Genomic DNA, 22,845 nt, shown 5'->3' with positions numbered 1-22,845 from the left:
AAAATCCGGGCTTTCCCGCCTGGTTTGCGTGCCCGCCATGTCCGTCCAGTTGTCCCCGTTGCCCGGCTCCGAGCCGGAATCCTTCGATATCGCCTCGGTCGCCGAGATCATCGCCGAGCTGCGCGCCGGCCGCATCGTCATCCTGGTTGACGAGGAAGACCGCGAAAATGAAGGCGACCTCGTCATGGCCGCCGAGTTCGTCACGCCGGAAGCCATCAATTTCATGGTGACCCACGGCCGCGGCCTGGTGTGCCTGACCCTGACCGAAGAACGCTGCCGCCAGCTCGACCTGCCGCTGATGGCGGCCCGCAATGGCACGCGATACGGCACCAATTTCACCCAGTCGATCGAGGCCGCCGAAGGCGTCGAGACCGGCATTTCGGCCGCCGACCGCGCCCGCACCATCCAGGTGGCGGTGGCGCGCGACGCCAAGCCGTCCGACCTGGTCCAGCCCGGCCACATCTTCCCGGTGCGCGCCGTGCCCGGCGGCGTGCTGGTGCGCGCCGGCCACACCGAGGCCGGCTGTGACCTGACCGCCATGGCCGGCCTGACCCCGGCCGCGGTGATCTGTGAAATCCTCAAGCCGGACGGCACCATGGCGCGCCTGCCCGACCTGGTGCAGTTCGCCCGCGAGCATGGCCTGAAGATCGGCACCATCGCCGACCTGATCCAATACCGCAGCGAGCACGAATCCATCGTCAAGCGCGTCGGCAAGCGCAGCATGCAGACCGCCTGGGGCACCTTCGAGGCCGTGGCCTATGAAGACGCCGCCACCGGCTCGGCCCACCTGGCGCTGGTGCATGGTACCGTGGCGCCAGACGTCGAGACCCTGGTGCGCGTGCACGAGCCGGCCTCGGTGCTGGACGTGCTGGATACCGGCGCCAGCCCGCACAGCTGGGGCGTGGCGCAGGCCCTGCAGGCCATTTCGCAGGCGCCGGCCGGCGTGCTGGTGCTGATGAACTGCCAGTCGTCCACCGAACACCTGTTCGCGCAGATCGCCGGCTGGAGCGACCCCAAGGCCAATGCCAACCCCGCCAACGCCGACCGTTTCGGCCTGCGCACCTATGGCATCGGCGCCCAGATCCTGCGCGACCTGAACGTGGGCCAGATGAAGCTGCTGGCCCGGCCGCGCAAGATGCCCAGCATGGCGGGCTTCTCGCTCACCATTACGGGTTACGATTGCGACCCTCCGAACACTCCCGCAACACACTGAAGGCCGACACATGAACCCTTACATCCTCACCCCCGACCTGAACGGCGAAGGGCTGCACATCGGCATCGTACGCGCCCGCTTCAACGAAGAGATCGGCCAGGCCGAACTCGAAGCGTGCCTGAAGGAACTGGCCGAACTCGGCGTGGACGAGCGCGACGTGATGGTCGCCACCGTGCCCGGCGCCCTGGAACTGGGCGTGGCCCTGTCGCACATGGCCGAGACGTTCGAGTTCGACGCCCTGATCGCGCTGGGCGCGGTCATCCGCGGCGAGACCTATCACTTTGAAGTGGTCAGCAATGAAATGGCCACTGCTATCACCCGCATCTCCCTCGAGACCGGCATCCCGGTCGCCAACGGCGTGCTGACCGTGGACACCGACGAGCAGGCGCAAGCCCGCGCCGCCGGCAAGGGCCGCGACTGCGCCCAGGTGGCCGTCGAAATGGCCAACCTGGTGGCGGCCCTGGAGCCCGAGGAAGAAGACGAAGACGACGAAGACGAGGACGAAGATTTTGACGACGAAGAAGACGACGACCAGCGCTGATAGCGCGGCGCAAGCCCGCGCCAACGCCCGCAGCGCGCGCCGCCGTGCGCGCGAATTCGCGCTGCAGGGCGTGTACGCGTGGCTGCTGCGCGGCGGCGAAGGCACGCAGGACGCCGGCGAGATCGACGCCCATCTGCGCGACACCGAGGACTTCTCCGAGGCTGACGCGCAGTGGTTCAAGACCTTGCTGCATGGCGTTCTGCGCGAAGCGCCCGCGCTGCGCGAGCGTTTCACGCCTTACGTCGACCGTCCGCTGGCCGAGCTGTCGCCGGTCGAGCATGGCATCCTGCTGATCGGCAGCTTCGAACTGATCCATCACGTCGAAGTGCCGTACAAGGTCGCCATCAACGAAGCCGTGGAACTGGCCAAGTCGTTCGGCGGCACCGACGGCTTCAAGTTCGTCAACGGCGTGCTCGACAAGCTGGCGGCGGACGTGCGCTCGCATGAAATGAAGAAGTAGACCCCCCCCGAAGCGCTGCGCGCTTCCCCCCCAGGGGGGCGCCGCTGCGGACCGGCGGAGCCGGATCCGCGCGGCCCGGGTCTGGGGAGGGCCGTTTTTTTGGGGCGGTCTCCCTTTTGGGGCGGGCTTCCTTCTTTTGGAGCGAGCTTTCCGCGCCTCTGGTGCGGACCTCTCTTTGGCGCGAATCTTCCCTTGGAGCGTGGCTCCGGTGTGGGAGTCAATACCGGCGCATTGCGCCGGACTGCGGAGTTGTCGTGGCGTCCGAATTCGATCTGATCGCGCGCTATTTCACGCGCGCCGCGCCGGCGGGGCTGTTGGGCGTGGGCGATGACTGCGCGTTGTTTCCGGTGCCGGCCGGCGAACAGGTGGCCACCAGCACGGATCTGCTGCTGGAAGGCCGGCATTTCTTTCCCGATGTCGATCCGAAGGCGCTGGGGCACAAGGCCCTGGCGGTGAACCTGTCGGACCTGGCGGCCATGGGCGCGCGGCCCATTGGTTGCGTGCTGGGGCTGGCGCTGCCGCGGCTGGACGAGGCGTGGCTGGCGGCGTTTGCCGAGGGGTTTCATGCGCTGGCGCAGGTCCATGGCTGCCCGTTGATCGGCGGCGACACCACCCGCAGCGTCCATGACCTGGCCATCAGCGTGACCGTGTTCGGCGCCGTGCCGGCGGGCGCCGCGCTGCGCCGCGACGGCGCCCGGGTGGATGACGATATCTGGGTGTCCGGCGAACTGGGCGCGGCCGACGTGGCCTATCGCCTGCTCGACGGGCAGTATCCGGCCGACGCGGCGCGGCTGGCCGCGACCCGCGGCGCGCTGGAGTGGCCCGAGCCGCAAGTGGCGCTGGGCCTGGCGTTGCGCGGCATCGCGCACGCCGCCATCGATATTTCCGACGGCTTGCTGCAGGACCTCGGCCACATCCTGGCGGCCAGCCGGGTGGGGGCGTTGCTGCATGAAGACCGCATGCCCGTGGCCGCCGCGCTGGCCGGCATGCCCGCTGACGTCGTGCGCCAAGCGGTGCTGGGCGGCGGCGACGTGTACCAACTCTGCTTCACCGCGCCCCCCGCCCGCCGCGACGCCGTGCAGGCGGCCGCGCAGGCGGCCGGCGTCCGCGTGACGCAAGTGGGCAATATCGTGGCCGAGCCGGGATTGGTGCTGCGGGACGCCGCCGGACAGCCGTTGACACGATTGCCCGCCGGCTTCGATCACTTTCCCTCGGTCTGAGAGCGCCGGCCTTGCGCCGGACGCAGGCAAACCCTGTCACAATCGCTGCCACGGTTGTTTCCTGAACGCCACCCTTTCCATCGGCCTCATCCCAGCCATTCCCGGGCCCTCATCCATGTCGTCCTCTTCTCCTCATTCCCCGTCGATGCGCGAACGCTCGCGCGCGGTCTATCCCGCGCTGTCCTGGGTGTGCCGCGATCCGGGCCGCCTGATCGCCTTCGGCTTCGGCAGCGGCCTGATCCGCCCCGCCTCCGGCACCTGGGGCACGCTGCTGGCCTGGCTCATCTGGGTCGCCGCCGCGCCGGCCGCGTCGGACCTGGCCATCGGCATCTTCCTGGCGCTGGCCTTCCTGTACGGCTGCTGGGCCTGCGACCGCGTCGGCCGCGAACTCCAGCAGCCCGATCATGTCGGAATGGTGTGGGACGAGATGGTGGCGTTCTGGCTGGTGCTGTGGCTGACGCCGGCCGGCTGGTTGTCGCAGGCGCTGGCGTTCGTGCTGTTCCGCACGTTCGACATCGTCAAGCCGCCGCCCATCAAGTTCTTCGATGCCCGCCTGAAGGGCGGTTTCGGGGTAATGTGGGACGATATCGTCGCGGCCGGATACGCCTTGCTGATCATGGCGCTGGCCGTGCGCACAGGAGTCTTGGGATGAACCAGCAACACGAAAACCCGCCGTCCAATCTGTCGGCTGAACAACTGGCGCAGGCCACCGTATACGGGCTGGCCGAGCGGCTGGGCGATACGTTGCGGCGCCTGGGATTGGTGCTGGGCACCGCCGAATCCTGCACCGGCGGGCTGCTGGCGGGCGCCGTGACGGCGGTGGCCGGGTCCAGCGAGTGGTTCGACCGCGGCTTCGTCACCTACAGCAACGATGCCAAGGTCAGCGAACTGGATGTGTCGCCGGACGCCTTGCATCACTTCGGCGCGGTCAGCGAGCCGGTGGCGCTGGAGATGGCCAACGGCGTGCTGCTGGCCTCGCCGGCGGCGCAGGTGGCGGTGTCCACCACCGGCATCGCCGGTCCGGGCGGCGCCACGCCGGGCAAGCCGGTGGGCATGGTGTGCTTCGGCTTCGCGCAGCGGGTCGGCGACGGCATCAGCAGCCGCGCCGTCACCCACGTGTTCAGCGGCGACCGCGCGCAGGTGCGCCAGCAGGCGGTCGAATTCGCGCTGCGCGGCGTGCTGGAACTGCTGGGGGCTCCGGTCAACCGGCGTTGAGGAAGACCGCCCGCGCAATGGCGCGGTCCAGGGATACCGCGGGAACCGCCTGGCCCCCGCGGGCGGCGCTCAGCGCACCGCGTTGATCGCGTCGCGCAGGCCGCGCGCGGCGTCGCCGGCGGCCTGGCGCCAGTCATCGCCGCCGCTGGCGTAGATGATGGCGCGCGACGAGTTGATCATCATGCCGCTGCGCGCGGCGTTGGCGCCGGCGTTGACGGTGGCGGTGATGTCGCCGCCCTGGGCGCCGATGCCCGGCACCAGCAGCGGCACCGCGTCGCCGATGCGCTGGCGCACCGCGGCCAGCTCGTTCGGGAAGGTCGCGCCCACCACCAGGCCGCACTGGCCGTTGGCATTCCATTTGTCGGCCACCAGCCCCGCCACGTGCAGGTACAGGGGCTCGCCGTTATCCATCTTGAGGAACTGCAGGTCCGACCCGCCGGGGTTGGATGTGCGGCACAGCACGATCACGCCGCGGTCGCGCCAGGCCAGGTAGGGCTCGACCGAGTCCAGGCCCATGTACGGGCTGACCGTCAGCGCGTGCGCCTGGTAGCGCTCGTAGGCTTCGCGGGCGTAGTTTTCGGCGGTGGAGCCGATGTCGCCGCGCTTGGCGTCCAGCACGATGGGCAGGTCGGGGTGCTTGTCGCGGATGTGCTGGCACAGCGCTTCGAGCTGGTCTTCGGCGCGGTGCGCGGCGAAGTAGGCGATCTGCGGCTTGAAGCTGCAGGCGTAGGGCGCGGTGGCGTCGACGATGTCGCGGCAGAAGTGGAAGATCGCGTCCGGCTTGCCCTGCAGTTCGCGCGGAAAGCGTTGCGGGTCGGGGTCGAGCCCGACTTGCAGGAGCGAGTTGCTGGTGGTCCAGGCGTGTTCGAGTCTTTGGAGGAAATTCATGGGGGAGTTCAGTGCAGTTTGACCCGGGGGCGCGTGCGCCGCATGAGCAGGCGGGCCAGGGCCAGGGAGGCGGTGCGTGAGATGCCCAGCACCGCTTTGTGGTGCATCAGGTGCAGGCTCATGTACATCAGGCGCGCCAGTGTACCGCTTACGAACAGTCCGCGTCCGGCCAGCTTGCCCATCAGGCTGCCCACGCCGGCGTCCTGGCCCAGCGAGACCAGCGAGCCGTGGTCTTCGTAGACATAGGGAGCGGTGGGCTCGGCCGCGCGGCGCAGGCGCGCGGTGAGCTTCTTGCACAGGTAATCGGCCTGCTGGTGCGCGGCCTGGGCGCGCGCCGGCACGGTGCGGCCATCGCGCCAGGGCGCGGCGCAGCAGTCGCCCAGCGCCAGGATGTGCGGGTCGGCGGTTTCGAGCCGTTCGTTGACCTCGAGCTGGCCCAGTCTGTTCAGCGGCAGGTCCAGCTCGGCCAGCAGGGCCGGGCCCTTGATGCCGGCCGCCCACATGCACAGGCGCGCGGGGAATTCGCGGCCGTCGGCGGTCTTGACCGAATCGGCGGCGACCTCCGAGACGCGGCAGTCGGTTTCGACGCGGATGCCGAGCTCGGTCAGGCGCGCGGTGGCGGCGACGGATATCTTTTCGGGGAGCGCGGACAGGATGCGCGGCGCGCCCTCGACCAGGGTGATCGCCAGATCGCGCTCGGCGCGGAAATTCGGCAGGCCGTAGGCGCTGACCACGTGGCTGGCCTCGACCAGTTCCACCGCCAGCTCGACGCCGGTGGCGCCGCCGCCGACGATCACCAGGTCCAGCCGAGCCGACGGATCGCGCACCTTGGCCTGGTCGACCAGCGCCATGGCCTTGAGCATGGTCAGGCGGAATTGCTCGGCGTTCTCGGTGGTGTCCAGCGTGACGGCGTGCTCGGCCGCTCCCGGGGTATTGAAGAAGTTGGAGGTGCTGCCCAGCGCCAGCACCAGCGTGTCGTAGGCCAGTTCGCGGCGCGGCAGCACTTCCTGGCCCTGGCTGTCGGCCACGGCATCGACCGTGACCAGGCGGCGCTCGCGGTCGACGCCGACCAACTGGCCCTGGGCGAAGGAAAACCCGTTCAGGTGCGCCAGCATCAGGTAGGACAGGCCTTCCTGGTGGATATCCAATGTGCCCGCCGCCGCTTCGTGCAGCGACGGCTTCCAGATGTGGAACGGCCGGCTGTCGACCAGGGTGATGTGCTGGCGGCCGTGGAGGCGGCCGAGCTTGGCGGCCAGTTCGAGGCCGCCGGCACCCCCGCCGACGATGACGATGCGTTCCGAAGGGGCTGGCGTCGAGTTGGGCATCATGGTTCCCAGTATAGAGGCCCGGACCCCTTGGCGGGCAAGCCCGGCGCCGTGAATCAGTGCATCACGAAGCGGCTGACTGCCACGCCCACCCAGACGGCGACGGTGAACAGCAGCAGCAGCATGACCGCGGCGCTGCCCAGGTCCTTGGCCCGGCCCAGCAGCGGATGGGTGTCGACCGACAGCGCGTCGGCCAGCGCCTCGATCGCCGAATTCAGCAGCTCCACCGCCAGCACCAGCACCACGGTGCCGATCAGGAAAAACACCTCGACCGTGGTGCGCCCCAGGAAGAACGCGGCCGGGATCAGCAGCACGGCCAGCGCCAGTTCCTGGCGGAAGGCGGCCTCGTACTTGATGGCGGCCTGCAGGCCCTGTAGCGAGTAGCGCAGCGCATTCAGGATGCGGCGCAGGCCGCCGGTGCTTTTGTAGGGCGAGTGGTGCGGGTTGGTCGACATGGGAAGCGTAATAAGGCCGGGTGTGGCGGCTTTTTAACAGATATGGATTGCCGGCGTGATGCGACATGAGGCGGGTCAAGCATGCGCCAGGTTTTGCTGGTAATACTACGTTACTTTTTGCCTTCGCCGCGGCCATGCGATACCCTGGCGGCGCGCGGCATCGCGGCGTTGGCTTCTGACCACGCCCGCCGTGTGCAATTCCCTACCAACGCGCCTCTGCGCCCGTCTTGGGGCGGATGCATCAAGGCGCCCTGAGACACAGCAATCCATGCTCGAACGCTTGAATACGGAGTCCTTGTCGCGCCTGCCCGCAGACGTGGAGAAACCCGCCTATGACCGCGGCCGATTGACGCCGGGTATTGTGCATCTGGGGCTGGGCGCCTTTCATCGCGCGCACCAGGCGTTGGCCACCGACCTGGCCATGGCCGCCAGCCAGGATCTGACCTGGGGCATCCTGGGGGTGTCGCTGCGCAGTCCGGCCGTGCGCGATGCGCTGACGCCCCAGGACGGCCTGTACACCCTGGCGCTGCGCGACGGCGATGAGGCAGGCGGCGCGCGGGAATCCCTGCGCGTGGTCGGGTCGGTGCTGCGCGTGATGGTGGCCCAGGAGGATCCGCAAGCGGTGCTCGAGCGCATCGCCTATCCGCAGACGCGCATCGTCAGCCTGACCATCACCGAGAAAGGCTACTGCCACGAACCGGCCACCGGCCACCTGCGCTGGGATGACCCGGACATCCTGCACGATCTGGAGAACCCGGTGCGCCCGCGCAGCGCCATCGGCATGCTGGTGCATGGCCTGGCACTGCGCCGCGAGCGCGGCCTGCCGCCCTTGACGCTGCTGTCCTGCGACAATCTGCAGGCCAATGGCGACACGCTGCGCAGTCTGGTGCTGGCCTTTGCGCTGCGGCTGGACGTGGCGCTGACCGGCTGGATCGACGCGCATTGCACCTTTCCCAATTCCATGGTCGACCGCACCGTGCCGGCCACCCGCGACGAAGACCGCGCGCGCATCACGCAGCGCCTGGGGGTGGAAGACGCCTGGCCGGTGGTGGCCGAGCCCTACCTGAACTGGGTGATCGAAGACAAGTTCGCGGCCGGCCGCCCCGACTGGGAAGCCGCGGGCGTGACCTTCGTGGCCAATGCCGCGCCCTATGAGCGGCTGAAGCTGCGCATGGTCAACGGCCCGCATTCGGCGCTGGCCTGCCTGGGGACGTTGCTGGGCGCCGCCACCATGCATGAGGCGGCGGCGGTGCCGGCGTTGCGCGGCTTCGTGGACGACCTGATGCGCCACGAGATCGCGCCCACGCTCAAGGGCATTCCGGATGCCGGCCTGGAAGGCTACCGCCAGCGCTTCCTGGCGCGCGTCGACAACGCGGCGCTGCCGCATCCGACGTGGCAGGTGGCGATGGACAGTTCGCACAAACTGCCGCCGCGCCTGCTGGCCGCCATCCGCGACCGCCTGCGTCGCGGCGACGATATTCGCCGCCTGGCGCTGGCGGTCGCGGCTTGGCTGCACTATCTGCGGGGCGAAGACGAAAGCGGCGCGCGCTATCCGATCGACGATCCGCTGGCCGCGCCCCTGGCCAGACTGTTGGCGCGTGCCGATGTGGCGGCGCGGGCGGCGGCGCCCAAGCAGGCGGCCTATCGCCGCGCCCTGGTGCTGGCCGGCTATCGACCGGTGTTCGGCGACCTGGGCGAGAAGCCGGTGTTCGTCGCGGCGCTGGCGGCGCAGTTGGAGGCCCTGCGCGAACATGGCGTCCTGCATGCGCTGCAAGCCGTGGCGCGCGAACCCGAGCCTATTGTTCCGGCCGACAGCGTGGGCGTGGCCGAGGCGGCTGAAGCGACGGCCGCCGCGGCCGCGCCGCCTTCACGGGAAGCGGCCGGCCTGGGTATGTGAGCCCGTGCCGGCCACGACGCAGCCCCTACACGCCCAGGTAGTGCAGCAGGCGCGCTTCGTCGTCGATGAAGGCGCGCGAGGTGCCGCTCCAGGCTACCCGGCCCTTTTCGATGATGGCGTGGCGGTCGGCGGTGGCCAGCAGCGGCTCCAGGTTCTTGTCGATGCACAGCACCGCCAGCCCGGTGCGCTTGAGGCTTTCCAGCGCCTGCCAGATTTCCTCACGCACCACCGGCGCCAGGCCTTCCGTGGCTTCGTCCAGGATCAGCAGGCGCGGGTTGGTCAGCAGCGCGCGGCCGATGGCCAGCATCTGCTGCTCGCCGCCCGACAGATGGCTGCCCAGGTGGCGCGCGCGTTCGGCCAGACGCGGGAACAGCGCGTAGACGCGTTCCAGGGTCCAGGGCTGCGCCAACCCCTGGCGGTTGTGCGCGGTGGCCACCAGGTTCTCGCGCACCGACAGGTTGGGGAACACGTGCCGGCCCTCGGGCACCAGGCCGATGCCGCACTGCGCCACCTTGTAGGCCGGCAGGGCGACGATGTCGCCGCCGTCGAACGTGATGGCGCCGCGGCTGGCGCGGTTCAGGCCCATGATGGCCTTGACCGTGGTCGACTTGCCCATGCCGTTGCGGCCCAGCAGCGTCACGAACTCGCCCGGGCCGATATCCAGGTCGATGCCGAAGAGCGCCTGACTGGCGCCGTAGTGCGCGGTCACGCCGCGCAGCGACAGCAGCGCGCTCATGCCGGCGCTCCCTGCGCGCGGCGGCCGGCGTGGCCGCGTTCGCTGCCCAGATAGCACTCGCGCACCTGCGGGTCGTTGCGGATCTGGTCGGCGTCGCCGCAGGCCAGGGCGCGGCCATACACCAGCACCGTGATGCGGTCGGACAGCGCGAACACCGCCTGCATGTCGTGCTCCACCAGCAGAATGGTGTATTGCCCGCGCAGGCGTTGCAGCAGCCGCGTCATGGCCTCGGATTCATGCTGGCTCATGCCGGCCATGGGTTCGTCCAGCAGCAGCAGGGTCGGCTGGCAGGCCAGCACCATGGCCAGCTCCAGTTGCCGCAGCTCGCCATGCGCCAGCGCGGCGGCGGGGGTGTCGGCGCGCGCGTCCAGGCCGGCCAGCGCCAGCGCCTCCCGCGCCGGCTCGCGCAGCGCCGGCGTGGCCAGCAGCGGCCGCCAGAAGCGGAAGCCGTGGCCGCGCCGCGCCTGCACCGCCATGGCCACGTTCTCCAGCGCGGTGAACGGCTTGAACACCGAGGTGACCTGGTACGAGCGCGCCAGCCCGCGGCGCACGCGCCGTTCGACCGGCAGGTGCGTCACGTCCTCGCCATCGAGCAGCACGCGGCCGCCGTCGGGCCGCAGCTCGCCGCTCAACTGGCCGATCAGCGTGGTCTTGCCGGCGCCGTTGGGGCCGATCACCGCATGCAGTTCGCCCGGCCGGATGTCCAGCGACAGGTCGTCGGTGACGGTCAGGCCGCCGTAGCGCTTGACCAGATGTTCGACGCGCAGCGCGCTCATCGCGGTTCTCCGGTGGGGTGGGGCAGGGCGCGCGCGGCGCGCAGGCGCAACGGCTTGTCCGACAGACCGCCATACAGGCCGCGGCGCGACACCAGCACCACGCCCACGATCAGCGGGCCCATCACCAGCATCCAATGGTCGGTCAGCAGCTTCAGTCCTTCCTCCAGCAACAGGAAGGCCAGCGCCCCGGCAACCGGGCCGACCACCGTGCCCAGCCCGCCCAGCGCCACCATCACGATCAGCTCGCCGGAGGTGGTCCAGGCGAGATACGAGGGCGACACATACAGCGTCAGGTTGGCCAGCAGCACGCCGGCCACGCCGCACACCATGGCCGACAGCACATAGGCCGCCAGGCGATAGCGCAGCGTCGCGAAGCCCAGCGCGCGCATGCGCCGCTCGTTGGCCTGGCAGCCGCGCAGCACCATGCCGAACGGCGCGCGCACCAGCCGGCGCAGCGCGGCCAGCGCCAGCAGCAGCACGCCGAACGCGGCGTAGTACAGCGCCAGCGGCGTATCGAGCCGGAACAGGCCGAAGTCGCTGCCGGCGAACAGCGACATGCCGTCGTCGCCGCCGAAGCCCTCCAGCCCCGTGGCCAGGAAATAGAACATCTGCGCGAACGCCAGCGTGATCATGATGAAGGCGATGCCGGACGTGCGCATCACCACGTAGCCGCTGACCAGGCCGACCACGGCGCAGGCGCCCAGCGCGGCCAGCAGGTGCAGCCAGCCGTTCTCGATGCCGTAGTGGTTCAGCACGCCGACCGCGTAGGCGCCCAGGCCCAGGTACAGCGCGTGGCCGAAGCTGACCATGCCTCCGTAGCCCAGCAGCAGGTTCAGCGCCAGCGCGGCGATGCCGTACACCAGCACGCGGCCGAACAGCGCCAGCAGGAACGGTTCGCCCTGCCATTGCGCGTACAGCGGCACCAGCGCCAGGAGCAGCAACAGCGCGCCGGCGGCGAGCGCGCGGGGAGAGAGTCGAAGCATGTCGGGGCCTCCTTGGGCGCTATCCATGCCGCACGGGAAACAGGCCCTGCGGCCGCAGCGCCAGCACCAGCGCCATGACGATGTAGATCAGCATCGAGGCGATCGCCGGGCCGGCCGCGTTGGCGGCGGCCGGCGGCAGCGCGGCGCGCAGCAAGGCGGGCAGCAGCGCCCGGCCGAGCGTGTCGACCAGTCCCACCATCAGCGCCGCCAGGAAGGCGCCGCGCACCGAGCCGATGCCGCCGATGACGATCACCACCAGCGTCAGGATCAGGATTGGTTCGCCCATGCCGGTCTGCGCCGACAGGATCGGCCCGGCCATCAAGCCGGCCACGCCGGCCAGCACGGCGCCCAGCACGAACAGCAGCGTGTTCAGGCGCGCGATGTTCACGCCCAGCGCGCCCACCATCATGCGATCGGTGGAGCCGGCGCGGATCAGCATGCCCAGCCGCGTGCGGTGGATCAGCGCGTAACAGCCCGCCGCCACCGCGAGCCCCGCCACGATGATGAGAAAGCGGTATAGCGGGTAGGTGACTCCCAGCAGGTCGATGGTGCCCGACAGCCACGATGGCAGGCCCATGCTGATGGGCGCCGGGCCCCAGATGATGCGGGTCAGCTCGTTGAAGAACAGGATGAAACCAAAGGTGGCGAGCACCTGGTCCAGGTGCTCGCGCGGATACAGCCGCGCCAGCGCGATGCGGTCCAGCAAGAGGCCCAGCAGCGCCATGCCCGCCACCACGGCGGCCGCGGCCAGCAGGAACGAGCCGCTGTGGCGGAACACGGTGGCCGCGATGAAGGCGCCCATCATGTACAGCGAGCCGTGCGCCAGGTTGATGAAGTTCATGATGCCGAACACCAGCGTCAGGCCGGCGGCCAGCAGGAAAAGCAGGATACCCAGTTGCAGGCCGTTCAGGGCCTGCACCAGCAGCAATGTCGCGGACATGGCGCCTTACCTCGTTATTGCCCGGCAGGCCGGCGTCATTTCATGGCGCACTGGGCGGCGTACTGGTCCGAGACCTTGGACAGGTCGGCGAAGATCGGGCCCTTGTTGACGAAGCCGACCTTGCCGTCCGCGCCCGCCGCCACGTCGGCGCGGAAGAAGCCGGCCGCCGGGAAGTGGTTCGGCTGGTAGCGGAATTCGCCGCGCACAGACTGGAAATCGGCCGCCTCCAATGCCTTGCGCAGGGCTTCCTTGTCGTCGGTCTTGCCGCCGGTGCGCTTGAGCGCCGAGCCGATGAGTTGCGCCGCGTCCCACGACTGGGCCGCGTAACTGGACGGCTCGCGGCCGTACTTCTGGCGGAAAGCGGCGGCGAAGGCCTTGTTGGCGGCGTTGTCCAGGTCGGGCGAGTACGGCACGTTGGTGACCGCGCCGAGCGCGTCCTTCTGCAGCGCGGGCAGGGTGGCGCCGTCGATGGTGTCGACCGACAGCAGGGGGATCTTGTCGAACAGGCCCGCCTGGCGGTACTGCTTGATGAAGTTCACGCCCATGCCGCCGGGAAAGAACACATAGGCGGCATCAGGCCTGGCGTCGGCCAGCGCGGCCAGCTCGACCGAGTAGTCGGGCTGGTTGACCTGGGTGAAGACCTCGTTGACCACCTCGCCCCTGAAGAAGCGCTTGAAGCCGGCCATGGCGTCCTTGCCGGCCTGGTAGTTGGGCGCCAGCAGGTAGACCTTCCTGAAGCCCATCTGGTTGGCCATCTCGCCGCTGCCTTCGTGGCGCTGGGTGTTGTTCCACGAGGTCGAGAAGAAGAACGGCGAACAGTCCTTGCCGGCCAGGTTGGTGGGGCCGGCGTTCGAGCCCACCAGGAACACGCCGGCGCCGGTGACCGGCCGCGCCACCGCCAGCATCACGTTGGAATACACCACGCCGGTGATGATCGGCACCTTGTCGCTCTGCACCAGCTTGCGCGCGGCCTGCACGCCGACCTCGGGCTTGAACTGGTCGTCTTCCTTGATGACCTGCACCGGCACGCCGCCGAGCTTGCCGCCGCCCTGTTCGACGGCCAGCATGAAGCCGTCGAGCTGGTCCTGTCCCAGCACCGAGCCGGGCCCGGTCAGGGTGGTCAACAGGCCGATCTTTACATCGGCCCAGGCGGCGGCGCCGGGCGCCAGGGCGACGGCCGCGGCGGCGGCCAGCAGATGGATGCGTTTCATGGTGAATCCCCTTGCGTTGCCGTGTCTCACGGTCATGGTTGGCGGGCGGCTCAGCGATCCAGCCCGAAGAACGTCTGCGTGTTGGCCGACAGGATCTTGTGCCGCACCGCGGGCAGCAGGTCGGAATTCGACACCAGCCGGCCGACCTCCTGCTCGCCCAGCGGATACGGATAGTCGGAACCGAGCAGCACGCGGTCCTCGCCCATCACGTCGATCAACAGCCGCAGCGAGCGCGGATCGAACACGGCGCTGTCGACGTAGAAGCGGTCGGTGTACGACGAGGGCGGCTGCGGACAGTCCTGGCGCACGATGTCGCGGTGGCGCCAGGCGTTGTCCACGCGTCCCAGCAGGAAGGCGAAGCTGCCGCCGCCGTGGGCGAAGCACAGCTTCAGGCTGCGCGGAATGCGCTCGAACGCGCCGGACAGGATCAGCGACAGGATGCCCAACTGGGTTTCGGCGGGCATGGCGACCAGCCACGGCAGCATCCAGCGCTTCATGCGGCCGTCGGTCATCATGTCCCAGGGGTGCACCAGCACTGGGATGCCTTCGTCGGCGCAATGCACCAGGAACCGCACCAGCGTGTCGTCGTCCAGGTCGCGCGGGCCGACGTGGTTGCCGATCTGCACGCCCAGGTGACCGGCGGCGCGGGCGCGCGAGGCCTCGCGGCAGGCCAGGTCCAGATCCTGCAGCGGCACCTGCGCCAGCGCCTTGAGGCGGCCGGGCGCGAAGGCGCAGTGCTCCAGCGCCAGGTCGTTCATGCGCGCGGCCCAGTCGGCCGCGGCCCGCGCGGGATAGGCGTAGCCGAACATCACCGGCGTGGCGCACAGGATCTGCAGGTCGACGCCGTGGCGGTCCATCTGTTCGATGCGAAGGGCCGGGTCCCACAACGTGGCGTCGACCGGGCGGAAGGGGCGGTCGCCGGCCATGATCTGGCCGGTCGAGCCATCGCCGTCGCGCCGCAGCCAGGGCGCGGCCACCGGATCCAGCGCCGCCGCTTCCTGCCGCGTGATGGGCGGGAAGAAGTGCGCGTGCATATCGATTTTCAGGGTCATAAAGAGGGCGGATGACAGGTTGGGGGCGTCAGGCGGGCGACGGCTGCGCGGCGGGGGCCTGCGCCTTGCCGGGGTGGAGCGCGCCGCAGCCGGGGCAAGTGCGCTTTTCCTCGCTGGAATAGAAGGCCTGGAACAGCGGCGGCAGGTCGGTCACGATGCTTTTGAGCTGCACCTCGACGCGGTGCACCAGGTGGCCGCAATGCGGGCAATACCATTCGAAGCCGTCCAGCAGCCCCTGTGGGCGCTGGCGCTCGATCACCAGACAGGCGCTGCCGGTCTCGGGGCGCTGCGGCGAATGGCGCACGTGCGGCGGCAACAGGAAGATGTCGCCTTCCTTCAGGTCGACCCGTTCGGGCTTGCCGTCGATCCACAGCGACAGCCAGGCGTTGCCGCGCACCTGGTAGAAGAACTCTTCCAGCGGATCGTCGTGGTAGTCGGTGCGCAGGTTGGGGCCGCCGACCACGGTGACGATGAAATCGGCGTCCTGCCAGATCTGCTGGTTGCCCACCGGCGGTTGCAGCAGGTGGGCATGGTCCTGGATCCAACGCTGAAAATTCAGGGGCGGGCCATAGGCGGGCATGACGGTCTCCGGGAGGCGCTTGCGGACTTCGCTGAAGGCAAGTCTAGGCGGGGGAAGGGGCCGCGGCACAATAGAAATTGCGCGGTTGGATATGCGGGGTATCTATCGCGGGGTTTCCCTGAACGGGATATCCCGGATGCGGTGGCCGGCGCTCAGGCGCCGGCGGGGCGCTGCGCCGCGATCTGCTTCAGGTACTCGACCAGCCGCAGGCAGGCCGGCGTCAACGGCCGGTCGGCGCGGATCGAATAGCCGACGTCGCCAAACGCGCCGAAGGCGTCGGTGGGCAGGCGCGTCAGCACGCCCATGGCCAGGAACTGGGCCGCGGCGTCGTAGGGCATCAGCGCCAGCGCGTCGCTGTGCATCAGGATGCCGATATTGGTCAGCAGCGACAGCGATTCGACGTGGCGCGTGGGCAGCCGCACGCCGGCATCGAAGAAGCTGCGCTCGATCGAGGCGCGCAGCGGCGAGGTGGGCGCGGGCAGGATCCAGATGTGGTCGGCCAGCTCGGCCAGCGTCACGCGCGCCGCGCCCGCCAGCGGATGGCGCGCGCCGGCCACCAGGCACAGGTCCTCGCGGTAGAGCTTGTGGTGGTCGACGGCGACGCCCGAGATCGACGCCATGTCGGCGCCCGGCAGGCGGCCTACCACGATGTCGACGTCGCCGGTGGCCAGCGCCGGCAGCAACTGCGCCGACGGCCCCTCGCGCACCGTGACCTGGATGCCGGGGTGCTCGGTCATCAGCCGCGCGATGGCCTCGGGCAGCAGCTTGGCCGAGGCCGCGATCAGCGTGCCCACCACCACGTGGCCGCTGGCGCCGCCCAGCACCGCGTCGATGTCGTCGGCCATGTAGCGGATCTCGGCCATCATGGCGTGCACGCGGCGCCCCAGCACCAGCGCCAGCTCGGTCGGCGTGACGCCGCGGTTGGAGCGCTCGAACAGCGTCGCGCCGAAGAATGCTTCCAGGTCGTGGATGGCCTTGGTGACGGTGGGCTGGGTCAGGTGCATGTCGCTGGCGGCGCGCGACAGCGAGCGGCGCGCCAGCACGCGCTCGAAGATCTGCAACTGGTGCAGCTTGAGTTTGTGGCTGAGCGCGTTGGGCGTGATGCGGAAGTTCGACATGCGCGCGGCCGTCCCGGCGGGGCGGCGATCCTGTTCCGAAGGCGAAGCCGCAAGGCGGTCAGGCGCCATGGCCGCGCGCGCCGCTCAGCGCGCCTGCGGCTTGTAGGCCACCGCCTTGATCTCAATCAGCAATTGCGGGTGCGGCAACTGATGCACCGCCACGGTGGTGCGTGCCGGCCCATCGGCGTCGAAGAACTCGCCGTAGACCTGATTGTAGCCACCGAAGTCGTTCATGTTGACCAGGAAAGTACTGATCTCGACCACGTCCGCCAGGCCCGCGCCGGCGCTGGCCAGGATGTCGCGGATGTTCTCGATCACCGCGCGCGTCTGCGCGCGGATGTCGAGCGTGGTGGTGCCCATGGCGTCGACCTCGGCGCCGGCGATGCGGTTGTCGGGCAGGCGCGAGCTGGTGCCGGAGACGAACAGGAAGTCGCCGGCGCGCTTGATGTGGGGATACTTGCCGCGCGGCGTGGCCTTGCCGGCGACGACGGTGGCGCGGGTGGAAGATGAGGTCATGGCGGTGTCCTTGGAGGCGCTGTGGCTCACAGCTTGATGCAGACGTTGGTGGGCTCGGTATAGAAATGCAGCGAATGGCGGCCGCCCTCGCGGCCGATGCCCGACAGGCCGCTGCCGCCGAACGGCGTGCGCAGGTCGCGCAGGAACCAGCAGTTGACCCAGGCCAGCCCCACCTTCATGGCCTGCGCGACGCGGTGGCCGCGGGTCAAATCCTGCGTCCAGACGGCGGCGGCCAGGCCGTAGCGGGTGTCGTTGGCCAGGCGGACGGCCTCTTCCTCGGTGTCGAACGGCGCCACGTGGCAGACCGGGCCGAACACTTCCTCTTTTATGCAGCGCGCGCTCTCGGGCAGGCCGGTCCAGACGGTCGGCTGCACGTAGGCGCCGGCGTCGCGCGCATCGCCGAACACCGGGATGCCGCCGCCGGTGACGACCGTCGCGCCTTCCTCGCGCGCCAGGGCGAAATACGACAGCACCTTTTCCCGGTGTTCGCGCGACACCAGCGGCCCCATGCCGGTGTCCGCGTCATTGGGCCAGCCGATGCGCAGCGCCCGCGCGCGCTCGGCCAGCGCGGCGACGAAGCGTTCGTAGATCGGGCGCTGCACGTACACGCGTTCGGTGCACAGGCAGACCTGGCCGCAGTTGGCGAACACCGAGCGCGCGGTGCCGTCGACCGCCGCCTCGAAGTCGGCGTCGGCGAACACCAGCGCCGCGTTCTTGCCACCCAGCTCGAACGACACCGGCTTCACGCCCGGCGCCACGGCGCGCATGATGGCCGCGCCGGTGGCCGATTCGCCGGTGAAGGTGATGCCGTCGATGTCCGGATGCGTGGTGATGAACTCGCCCGCCGAGCCCGGCCCGAAGCCATGCGTCAGGTTCAGCACGCCGGGCGGAAGCCCCGTATCGTGCGCGACCTCGGCCAGCAGCGTGGCGGTGGAGGGCGTGACCTCCGACGGCTTCATGATGACGGTGTTGCCGAACGCCAGCGCCGGCGCCACCTTCCAGGTCAGCAGCAGCAGCGGCAGGTTCCACGGCGAGATCACGCCGACCACGCCCAGCGGCTTGCGGTAGGCGTAGTTCAGCGCCTGGCGGCCGTCGGGCGTGTCGGTCATGTAGCTTTCCATGTCCAGCGTGCGCGCCAGTTCGGCGAAGGCGCGGAAGTTGGCGGCGCCGCGCGGAATGTCGATCTGACTGGCCCAGGAGACCGGCTTGCCGGTGTCGCCGATCTCGGCCTGCAGGAAATCGTCGAAGCGGCGGTTGATGCCGTCGGCCAGCGCCAGCAGGTAGTCGGTGCGCTGGCCCACCGGCAGCGCGGCCCAGGCGGGCAGGGCGCGGTGGGCGGCGGCGACGGCGCGGTCGACCTGCTCGCGGCTGGCTTCGTGCGCCTGGGCGATCAGCGCGCCATCCACCGGGCTGTGTTTGTCGGAGGTGGACGCGCCGTCTTCGAAGCGGCCATCGATGTAGTTGCGCAACTGGCGGATCGTCATGATCGGGATTCCGGGAAGGGCCGAGAGGGAGGCTGGCGATAATGTACGTATACGTACTATTATGAGGATATTAGGCAGCGCCCGGCGCGAAGTCAATGCAGGGTTTTGCCCCAGGAGGGCCGGCGTGGGTGGGCAGGCCGCCTGCCGCGGCGCGGGCTGGCCGCCACGCGGGACCCTCGGGGCAATGCCAGCCCCGGCCTACAATCGCCAGGCCCTCTCCATGGAACGCCCGATGACCGTTTCCCGTTCGACCTCACGTTCGGCCCCGCCCCGCGCCTTGCGCGAATTCGACCTGACCCATGTGGCCTCGCACCTGCTGCGCCGCGCCCATTTCCGGGCCGAGGCGCTGTTCGCCCAGGCGTTTCCCGACGAGGACCTGACGCCGCGCCAGAAGGCCCTGCTGATCACGGTCTACCAGAATCCGGGCGCGACCCAGAACCGGGTCGCCGAGCTGATCGCGCTGGACCGCAATTCCTTCGCCGAAATGATCGCCCGCATGAGCGCCAAGGGGTACGTGCGGCGCACGCGCTCTGCCGAGGACGGCCGCGCCTATGCGCTGGAGATCACGGACGAGGGCATGGCGCTGCTGGCGCGGGTGTTGCCGCGTGATGCGCAGGTGGAGGCGCAGGTGCTGGCGCCGATCCCTGAGGAACTGCGGCCCGTGTTCCTGCGCTGCCTGCGCCTGATGGCGGGGCTGGAATCGCCCGAGGCTCCATGAGGGAAAAGGAGCGGGAAAGGCTCGCGTCCAGCGCAGTGGGTGACGGACGCGGCGCCTGGTTCAGGGCGTGTCCGACGGCGGTGATGCCGGCGGCGCCGATGCCGGCACGGACGCCGACGATGTCGGCACGGCGGACGCTGGATCCGCATCCGAAGCCTTGGAGGCCGCGGGCGTCTTGGGCCGAGCCTCGCGCCCGAACCGCAGCGCGAACTGCCGTGTGAACACCGCGCCGAAGAAGAAGATCTGCGCCGAGTAATAGATCCACAGCAGCAGCGCGATCAACGAGCCGGCCGCGCCGTAGGCCGACACTGCCGCGCCCCGGCTCAGGTATACGCCGATCCCCCACTTGCCCACCAGGAACAGCGCCGCCGTGACGATGGCGCCGGGAATCACGTCGCGCCAGGAGAGCCGCGCGCTCGGCAGCAGCTTGAAGATCACCGCGAACAGCGCCACCACCACCGAGAACGAAAACAGGCTCGACGCCCAGTCGGCCGCCGTGGCGAAGGTCGAGGCGGTCCACAGGTCGCCGTAGTACTTGCGCGCGGCGCCCAGGGCCGCGTTCACGGTCAGCGAGACCAACAGGAACAGCGCCAGCACCAGCACCAGGCCGAACGACAGCATCCGGCTGCGCACCATGCCCTGGATGCCGCCCTTCTGGTTGCCGGACACTTCCCACAACTCGTCCAGGCTGGCCTTGAGCTCGGCGAAGGCCGTGGTGGCGCTGAAGATCAGCACGAAGATCGAAATCAGCGCCGCGATCCAGCCGCCGCCGGATTCATGGGCGCTGGCCAGCACCGTCTGGATCACTTCGGCGCCGCGCTCGCCGGTCAGGTCGCGCAGCGACGCGAACAGCTCGGACCGCACCGCGTCTTCGCCGAAGAAGGCGCCGGCCACCGCGATCACCAGGATCAGCATCGGCGCCAGCGAGAACACCATGTACAGCGCCAGCGCCGCGCCCTTGCTGGAGGCGCGGTGGGTGGACCATTGGTTGGCGGAATCCATCAACAGGCCGCCGATCTCGGACGGACGCAGGGCACGCAGGCTTTGGGGAAGGCGCATGGGTCTGGGCTCGGGCTGGGGAAACTTCATTGTAGGTACGCATGCGCGCGCGCGAAACCATGAACTTGTTGGCAAACGTTCCGGCGTCGCGGGGCGGTGGCCGCCTGCCGGGCGCGCGCGGGCAAGCCCGAGTGGAGGTCGGGGTTGAGCATGTCGCGCGCGGAAAAAAGAAAAACCCCCGGGGCGAAGGTCCGGGGGTCTTTCGGGGTACTGCATTCCCCGGCCGAAGCCGGGGAGGCCATGCAAGGGAAGCGGGACTTAGAAGTCCATGCCGCCCATGCCGCCCATGCCGCCGGGCATGGCCGGGGCAGCGGGCTTGTCTTCGGCCAGTTCCACAACGGCGGCTTCGGCGGTCAGCAGCAGGCTGGCGACGGAGGCGGCGTTCTGCAGGGCGGTGCGGGTCACCTTGGTGGGATCCAGCACGCCTTGCTCGACCAGGTCGGTGTACTCGCCGGTCGCGGCGTTGTAGCCGTAGTTGCCCTTGCCTTGCAGCACGGTGTTGACCACCACGCTGGCTTCTTCGCCGGCGTTGGTGACGATGGTGCGCAGGGGTTCTTCGACGGCACGCAGGATCAGCTTGATGCCGGCGTTCTGGTCAGGCGTGTCGCCCTTCAGGTCGGTGATGGCTTGCTTGGCGCGCAGCAGAGCCACGCCGCCGCCGGCCACAACGCCTTCTTCCACCGCAGCGCGCGTGGCGTGCAGGGCGTCTTCGACGCGAGCCTTCTTTTCCTTCATTTCGACTTCGGTGGCAGCGCCAACGCGAATCACGGCAACGCCGCCGGCCAGCTTGGCCACGCGTTCTTGCAGCTTTTCACGGTCGTAGTCGGACGTGGCTTCTTCGATCTGGATGCGGATCTGCTTGACGCGCGCCTCGATCGACTTGCTGTCGCCAGCGCCGTCGATGATCGTGGTGTTTTCCTTGCCCACTTCGATGCGCTTGGCTTGACCCAGCTCAGCCAGGGTGGCCTTTTCCAGCGACATGCCGGTTTCTTCGGAGATCACCGTGCCGCCCGTCAGGATGGCGATGTCTTCCAGCATGGCCTTGCGGCGGTCGCCGAAGCCAGGCGCCTTGACGGCGGTGGTCTTCAGGATGCCACGGATGTTGTTGACCACCAGGGTCGCCAGGGCTTCGCCCTCGACGTCTTCGGCGATGATCAGCAGCGGACGGCTCGACTTGGCGACTTGTTCCAGCACCGGCAGCAGGTCACGGATGTTGCTGATCTTCTTGTCGAAGATCAGGACGAACGGGTCTTCCAGCGCGGCGACTTGCTTTTCCGGGCTGTTGATGAAGTAGGGCGACAGGTAGCCGCGGTCGAATTGCATGCCTTCGACGACGTCCAGCTCGTTTTCCAGCGACTTGCCGTCTTCGACGGTGATGACGCCTTCCTTGCCGACCTTGTCCATCGCGTCAGCGATGATCTGGCCGATCGAGGAGTCGCTGTTGGCCGAGATCGAACCGACCTGGGCGATTTCCTTGCTGGTCGTGACCGGCTTGGATTGCTTCTTCAGTTCGGCGACGGCGGCGGCGACAGCCTTGTCGATGCCGCGCTTCAGGTCGATCGGGTTGAAACCGGCGGCAACGTACTTCAGGCCTTCCTGAACGATGGCCTGGGCCAGCACGGTGGCGGTGGTGGTGCCGTCACCGGCGTTGTCGGAGGTCTTGGAGGCGACGTCCTTGACCAACTGGGCGCCGATGTTCTCGAACTTGTCCTTCAGTTCGATTTCCTTGGCGACGGAGACGCCGTCCTTGGTCACGGTCGGGGCGCCGAACGAGCGCTCCAGCACGACGTTGCGACCCTTGGGGCCCAGGGTGGTCTTGACGGCGTTGGCGAGGACATTCACGCCACGGACGATGCGCACGCGGGCGTCGTCACCGAACAGTACTTGCTTGGCAGCCATTTGTTAGCTTCCTTCGAAAATTCGTTTTGAGGCAGGGTTTACTGGACCACGGCGAGGATTTCGTCCTCGCGGATGACGAGCAGCTCTTCGCCGCCAACCTTGACCGACTGGCCGGCGTACTTGCCGAACAGAACCTTGTCGCCAGCCTTCAGGTCGACCGGCAGGATCTTGCCGTCTTCGGTCTTCTTGCCGGGGCCGACGGCCACGACTTCACCCTGGTCGGGCTTTTCAGCGGCGCTGTCGGGGATGACGATGCCCGACGCAGTCTTGCGCTCGTTTTCGAGGCGTTTGACGATCACGCGATCGCCCAGGGGACGCAAGGCCATGAGGAACTCCTGTTACTAGAGAAGAAAGTGAATGATCGGTTGGGCCCGGGAGGATTGTTAGCACTCACCGGAGTCGAGTGCTAATTATAGGGATGATGTGGTGGGGTTCAAGGGGGAGAGCGGTGGCTGTTACATATGGGGCGGGCGGACAATGCGTCTTGTGGTGTGTCCCTTTTTTTGCGGATTGCGCTGAAGGGTCCGGGGGGCGAGAGTCTGCGCAAGAAGTTCTCTCA

At 68.9% G+C, this 22,845-nt stretch carries 24 protein-coding genes; 8 read left to right on the top strand and 16 right to left on the bottom strand.

What is annotated here, in order from left to right:
• Positions 1 to 37 precede the first annotated feature (37 nt).
• From ribBA to AAID08_RS24750, 6 genes are all read left to right on the top strand, one after another.
• Positions 38 to 1,213: a bifunctional 3,4-dihydroxy-2-butanone-4-phosphate synthase/GTP cyclohydrolase II gene (ribBA, locus tag AAID08_RS24775; protein ID WP_049076118.1), complete on the top strand. Its 1,176-nt coding sequence runs from the start codon at positions 38 to 40 to the stop codon at positions 1,211 to 1,213.
• Between the two features lie 10 nt (positions 1,214 to 1,223).
• Positions 1,224 to 1,754, top strand: coding sequence for a 6,7-dimethyl-8-ribityllumazine synthase (ribH, locus tag AAID08_RS24770; RefSeq protein ID WP_006391339.1), 531 nt, complete (start codon positions 1,224 to 1,226; stop codon positions 1,752 to 1,754).
• Entirely contained in the window at positions 1,723 to 2,214 is a 492-nt protein-coding gene (nusB, locus tag AAID08_RS24765) for a transcription antitermination factor NusB (protein ID WP_049076116.1), read from the top strand. The genes ribH and nusB overlap by 32 nt, the downstream gene beginning before the upstream one ends.
• A 254-nt stretch (positions 2,215 to 2,468) precedes the next feature.
• Positions 2,469 to 3,434: a thiamine-phosphate kinase gene (gene thiL, locus AAID08_RS24760; protein ID WP_395757021.1), complete on the top strand. Its 966-nt coding sequence runs from the start codon at positions 2,469 to 2,471 to the stop codon at positions 3,432 to 3,434.
• A gap of 145 nt (positions 3,435 to 3,579) precedes the next feature.
• The gene (locus tag AAID08_RS24755; RefSeq protein WP_049076110.1) at positions 3,580 to 4,086 is read left to right on the top strand and encodes a phosphatidylglycerophosphatase A; all 507 of its coding nucleotides are present in this window, start codon (positions 3,580 to 3,582) and stop codon (positions 4,084 to 4,086) included.
• The gene (locus AAID08_RS24750; RefSeq protein WP_054415090.1) at positions 4,083 to 4,649 is read left to right on the top strand and encodes a CinA family protein; all 567 of its coding nucleotides are present in this window, start codon (positions 4,083 to 4,085) and stop codon (positions 4,647 to 4,649) included. The genes AAID08_RS24755 and AAID08_RS24750 overlap by 4 nt, the downstream gene beginning before the upstream one ends.
• A 69-nt stretch (positions 4,650 to 4,718) precedes the next feature.
• On the opposite strand, the gene pyrF is transcribed toward AAID08_RS24750, so the two are convergent.
• The 3 genes from pyrF to AAID08_RS24735 are packed head-to-tail and all read right to left on the bottom strand — an operon-like array spanning position 4,719 to position 7,317.
• Positions 4,719 to 5,537: an orotidine-5'-phosphate decarboxylase gene (pyrF, locus tag AAID08_RS24745; RefSeq protein ID WP_144655530.1), complete on the bottom strand. Its 819-nt coding sequence runs from the start codon at positions 5,535 to 5,537 to the stop codon at positions 4,719 to 4,721.
• A gap of 8 nt (positions 5,538 to 5,545) precedes the next feature.
• Positions 5,546 to 6,865: an NAD(P)/FAD-dependent oxidoreductase gene (locus AAID08_RS24740; RefSeq protein WP_395757020.1), complete on the bottom strand. Its 1,320-nt coding sequence runs from the start codon at positions 6,863 to 6,865 to the stop codon at positions 5,546 to 5,548.
• 53 nt (positions 6,866 to 6,918) lie between these two features.
• On the bottom strand, positions 6,919 to 7,317 hold the full coding sequence (locus AAID08_RS24735; protein WP_054415096.1) for a diacylglycerol kinase: 399 nt from the start codon (positions 7,315 to 7,317) through the stop codon (positions 6,919 to 6,921).
• A 268-nt stretch (positions 7,318 to 7,585) separates the two neighbouring features.
• On the opposite strand from AAID08_RS24735, the gene AAID08_RS24730 reads away from it, so the two are divergent.
• Complete coding sequence (locus AAID08_RS24730; protein WP_175189166.1) at positions 7,586 to 9,214, top strand: mannitol dehydrogenase family protein; 1,629 nt, start codon at positions 7,586 to 7,588, stop codon at positions 9,212 to 9,214.
• A gap of 25 nt (positions 9,215 to 9,239) precedes the next feature.
• On the opposite strand, the gene AAID08_RS24725 is transcribed toward AAID08_RS24730, so the two are convergent.
• From AAID08_RS24725 to AAID08_RS24680, 10 genes are all read right to left on the bottom strand, one after another.
• Positions 9,240 to 9,950, bottom strand: coding sequence for an ABC transporter ATP-binding protein (locus AAID08_RS24725; protein WP_395757019.1), 711 nt, complete (start codon positions 9,948 to 9,950; stop codon positions 9,240 to 9,242).
• On the bottom strand, positions 9,947 to 10,726 hold the full coding sequence (locus tag AAID08_RS24720) for an ABC transporter ATP-binding protein (RefSeq protein WP_395757018.1): 780 nt from the start codon (positions 10,724 to 10,726) through the stop codon (positions 9,947 to 9,949). Before AAID08_RS24720 ends, AAID08_RS24725 begins: the two co-directional genes overlap by 4 nt.
• On the bottom strand, positions 10,723 to 11,709 hold the full coding sequence (locus AAID08_RS24715; RefSeq protein ID WP_395757017.1) for a branched-chain amino acid ABC transporter permease: 987 nt from the start codon (positions 11,707 to 11,709) through the stop codon (positions 10,723 to 10,725). The genes AAID08_RS24720 and AAID08_RS24715 overlap by 4 nt, the downstream gene beginning before the upstream one ends.
• A gap of 19 nt (positions 11,710 to 11,728) precedes the next feature.
• On the bottom strand, positions 11,729 to 12,649 hold the full coding sequence (locus tag AAID08_RS24710; RefSeq protein ID WP_049076096.1) for a branched-chain amino acid ABC transporter permease: 921 nt from the start codon (positions 12,647 to 12,649) through the stop codon (positions 11,729 to 11,731).
• Between the two features lie 35 nt (positions 12,650 to 12,684).
• Positions 12,685 to 13,860, bottom strand: coding sequence for an ABC transporter substrate-binding protein (locus AAID08_RS24705; protein ID WP_395757016.1), 1,176 nt, complete (start codon positions 13,858 to 13,860; stop codon positions 12,685 to 12,687).
• A gap of 50 nt (positions 13,861 to 13,910) precedes the next feature.
• Complete coding sequence (locus AAID08_RS24700; protein ID WP_395757015.1) at positions 13,911 to 14,912, bottom strand: amidohydrolase family protein; 1,002 nt, start codon at positions 14,910 to 14,912, stop codon at positions 13,911 to 13,913.
• A gap of 28 nt (positions 14,913 to 14,940) precedes the next feature.
• On the bottom strand, positions 14,941 to 15,492 hold the full coding sequence (locus tag AAID08_RS24695; protein WP_049076093.1) for a 3-hydroxyanthranilate 3,4-dioxygenase: 552 nt from the start codon (positions 15,490 to 15,492) through the stop codon (positions 14,941 to 14,943).
• 152 nt (positions 15,493 to 15,644) lie between these two features.
• Positions 15,645 to 16,610 carry a LysR substrate-binding domain-containing protein gene (locus tag AAID08_RS24690; protein WP_063569904.1) on the bottom strand — a complete coding sequence of 322 codons (966 nt, stop codon included), beginning with the start codon at positions 16,608 to 16,610 and terminating at the stop codon, positions 15,645 to 15,647.
• Between the two features lie 84 nt (positions 16,611 to 16,694).
• A complete protein-coding gene (locus AAID08_RS24685; protein ID WP_059273102.1) occupies positions 16,695 to 17,126 on the bottom strand; it encodes a RidA family protein in 432 nt (143 codons plus the stop codon).
• A gap of 26 nt (positions 17,127 to 17,152) precedes the next feature.
• Positions 17,153 to 18,610, bottom strand: a complete 1,458-nt coding sequence (locus AAID08_RS24680; protein ID WP_395757014.1) for a 2-hydroxymuconic semialdehyde dehydrogenase — start codon at positions 18,608 to 18,610, stop codon at positions 17,153 to 17,155.
• A 232-nt stretch (positions 18,611 to 18,842) separates the two neighbouring features.
• Between AAID08_RS24680 and AAID08_RS24675 the strand changes: the two genes are divergently transcribed.
• Positions 18,843 to 19,328, top strand: a complete 486-nt coding sequence (locus AAID08_RS24675) for a MarR family winged helix-turn-helix transcriptional regulator (RefSeq protein ID WP_254607736.1) — start codon at positions 18,843 to 18,845, stop codon at positions 19,326 to 19,328.
• 60 nt (positions 19,329 to 19,388) lie between these two features.
• On the opposite strand, the gene AAID08_RS24670 is transcribed toward AAID08_RS24675, so the two are convergent.
• The 3 genes from AAID08_RS24670 to groES all read right to left on the bottom strand — a co-directional run bounded on the left by AAID08_RS24670 (position 19,389) and on the right by groES (position 22,612).
• Complete coding sequence (locus AAID08_RS24670; protein ID WP_395757013.1) at positions 19,389 to 20,387, bottom strand: YihY/virulence factor BrkB family protein; 999 nt, start codon at positions 20,385 to 20,387, stop codon at positions 19,389 to 19,391.
• A gap of 258 nt (positions 20,388 to 20,645) precedes the next feature.
• Positions 20,646 to 22,286 (bottom strand): chaperonin GroEL, encoded by a 1,641-nt coding sequence (groL, locus tag AAID08_RS24665; protein WP_006385976.1) that lies wholly within the window; start codon positions 22,284 to 22,286, stop codon positions 20,646 to 20,648.
• A gap of 38 nt (positions 22,287 to 22,324) precedes the next feature.
• Positions 22,325 to 22,612 (bottom strand): co-chaperone GroES, encoded by a 288-nt coding sequence (groES, locus tag AAID08_RS24660; protein WP_395757012.1) that lies wholly within the window; start codon positions 22,610 to 22,612, stop codon positions 22,325 to 22,327.
• Positions 22,613 to 22,845 lie beyond the last annotated feature (233 nt).

The sequence above is a fragment of the Achromobacter sp. EB05 genome, assembly GCF_044232075.1.
GTDB lineage: Bacteria > Pseudomonadota > Gammaproteobacteria > Burkholderiales > Burkholderiaceae_B > Achromobacter > Achromobacter dolens.
Note: the sequence above shows the minus strand (reverse complement) of the source record. Positions and strands in the feature narration are given on the sequence as shown.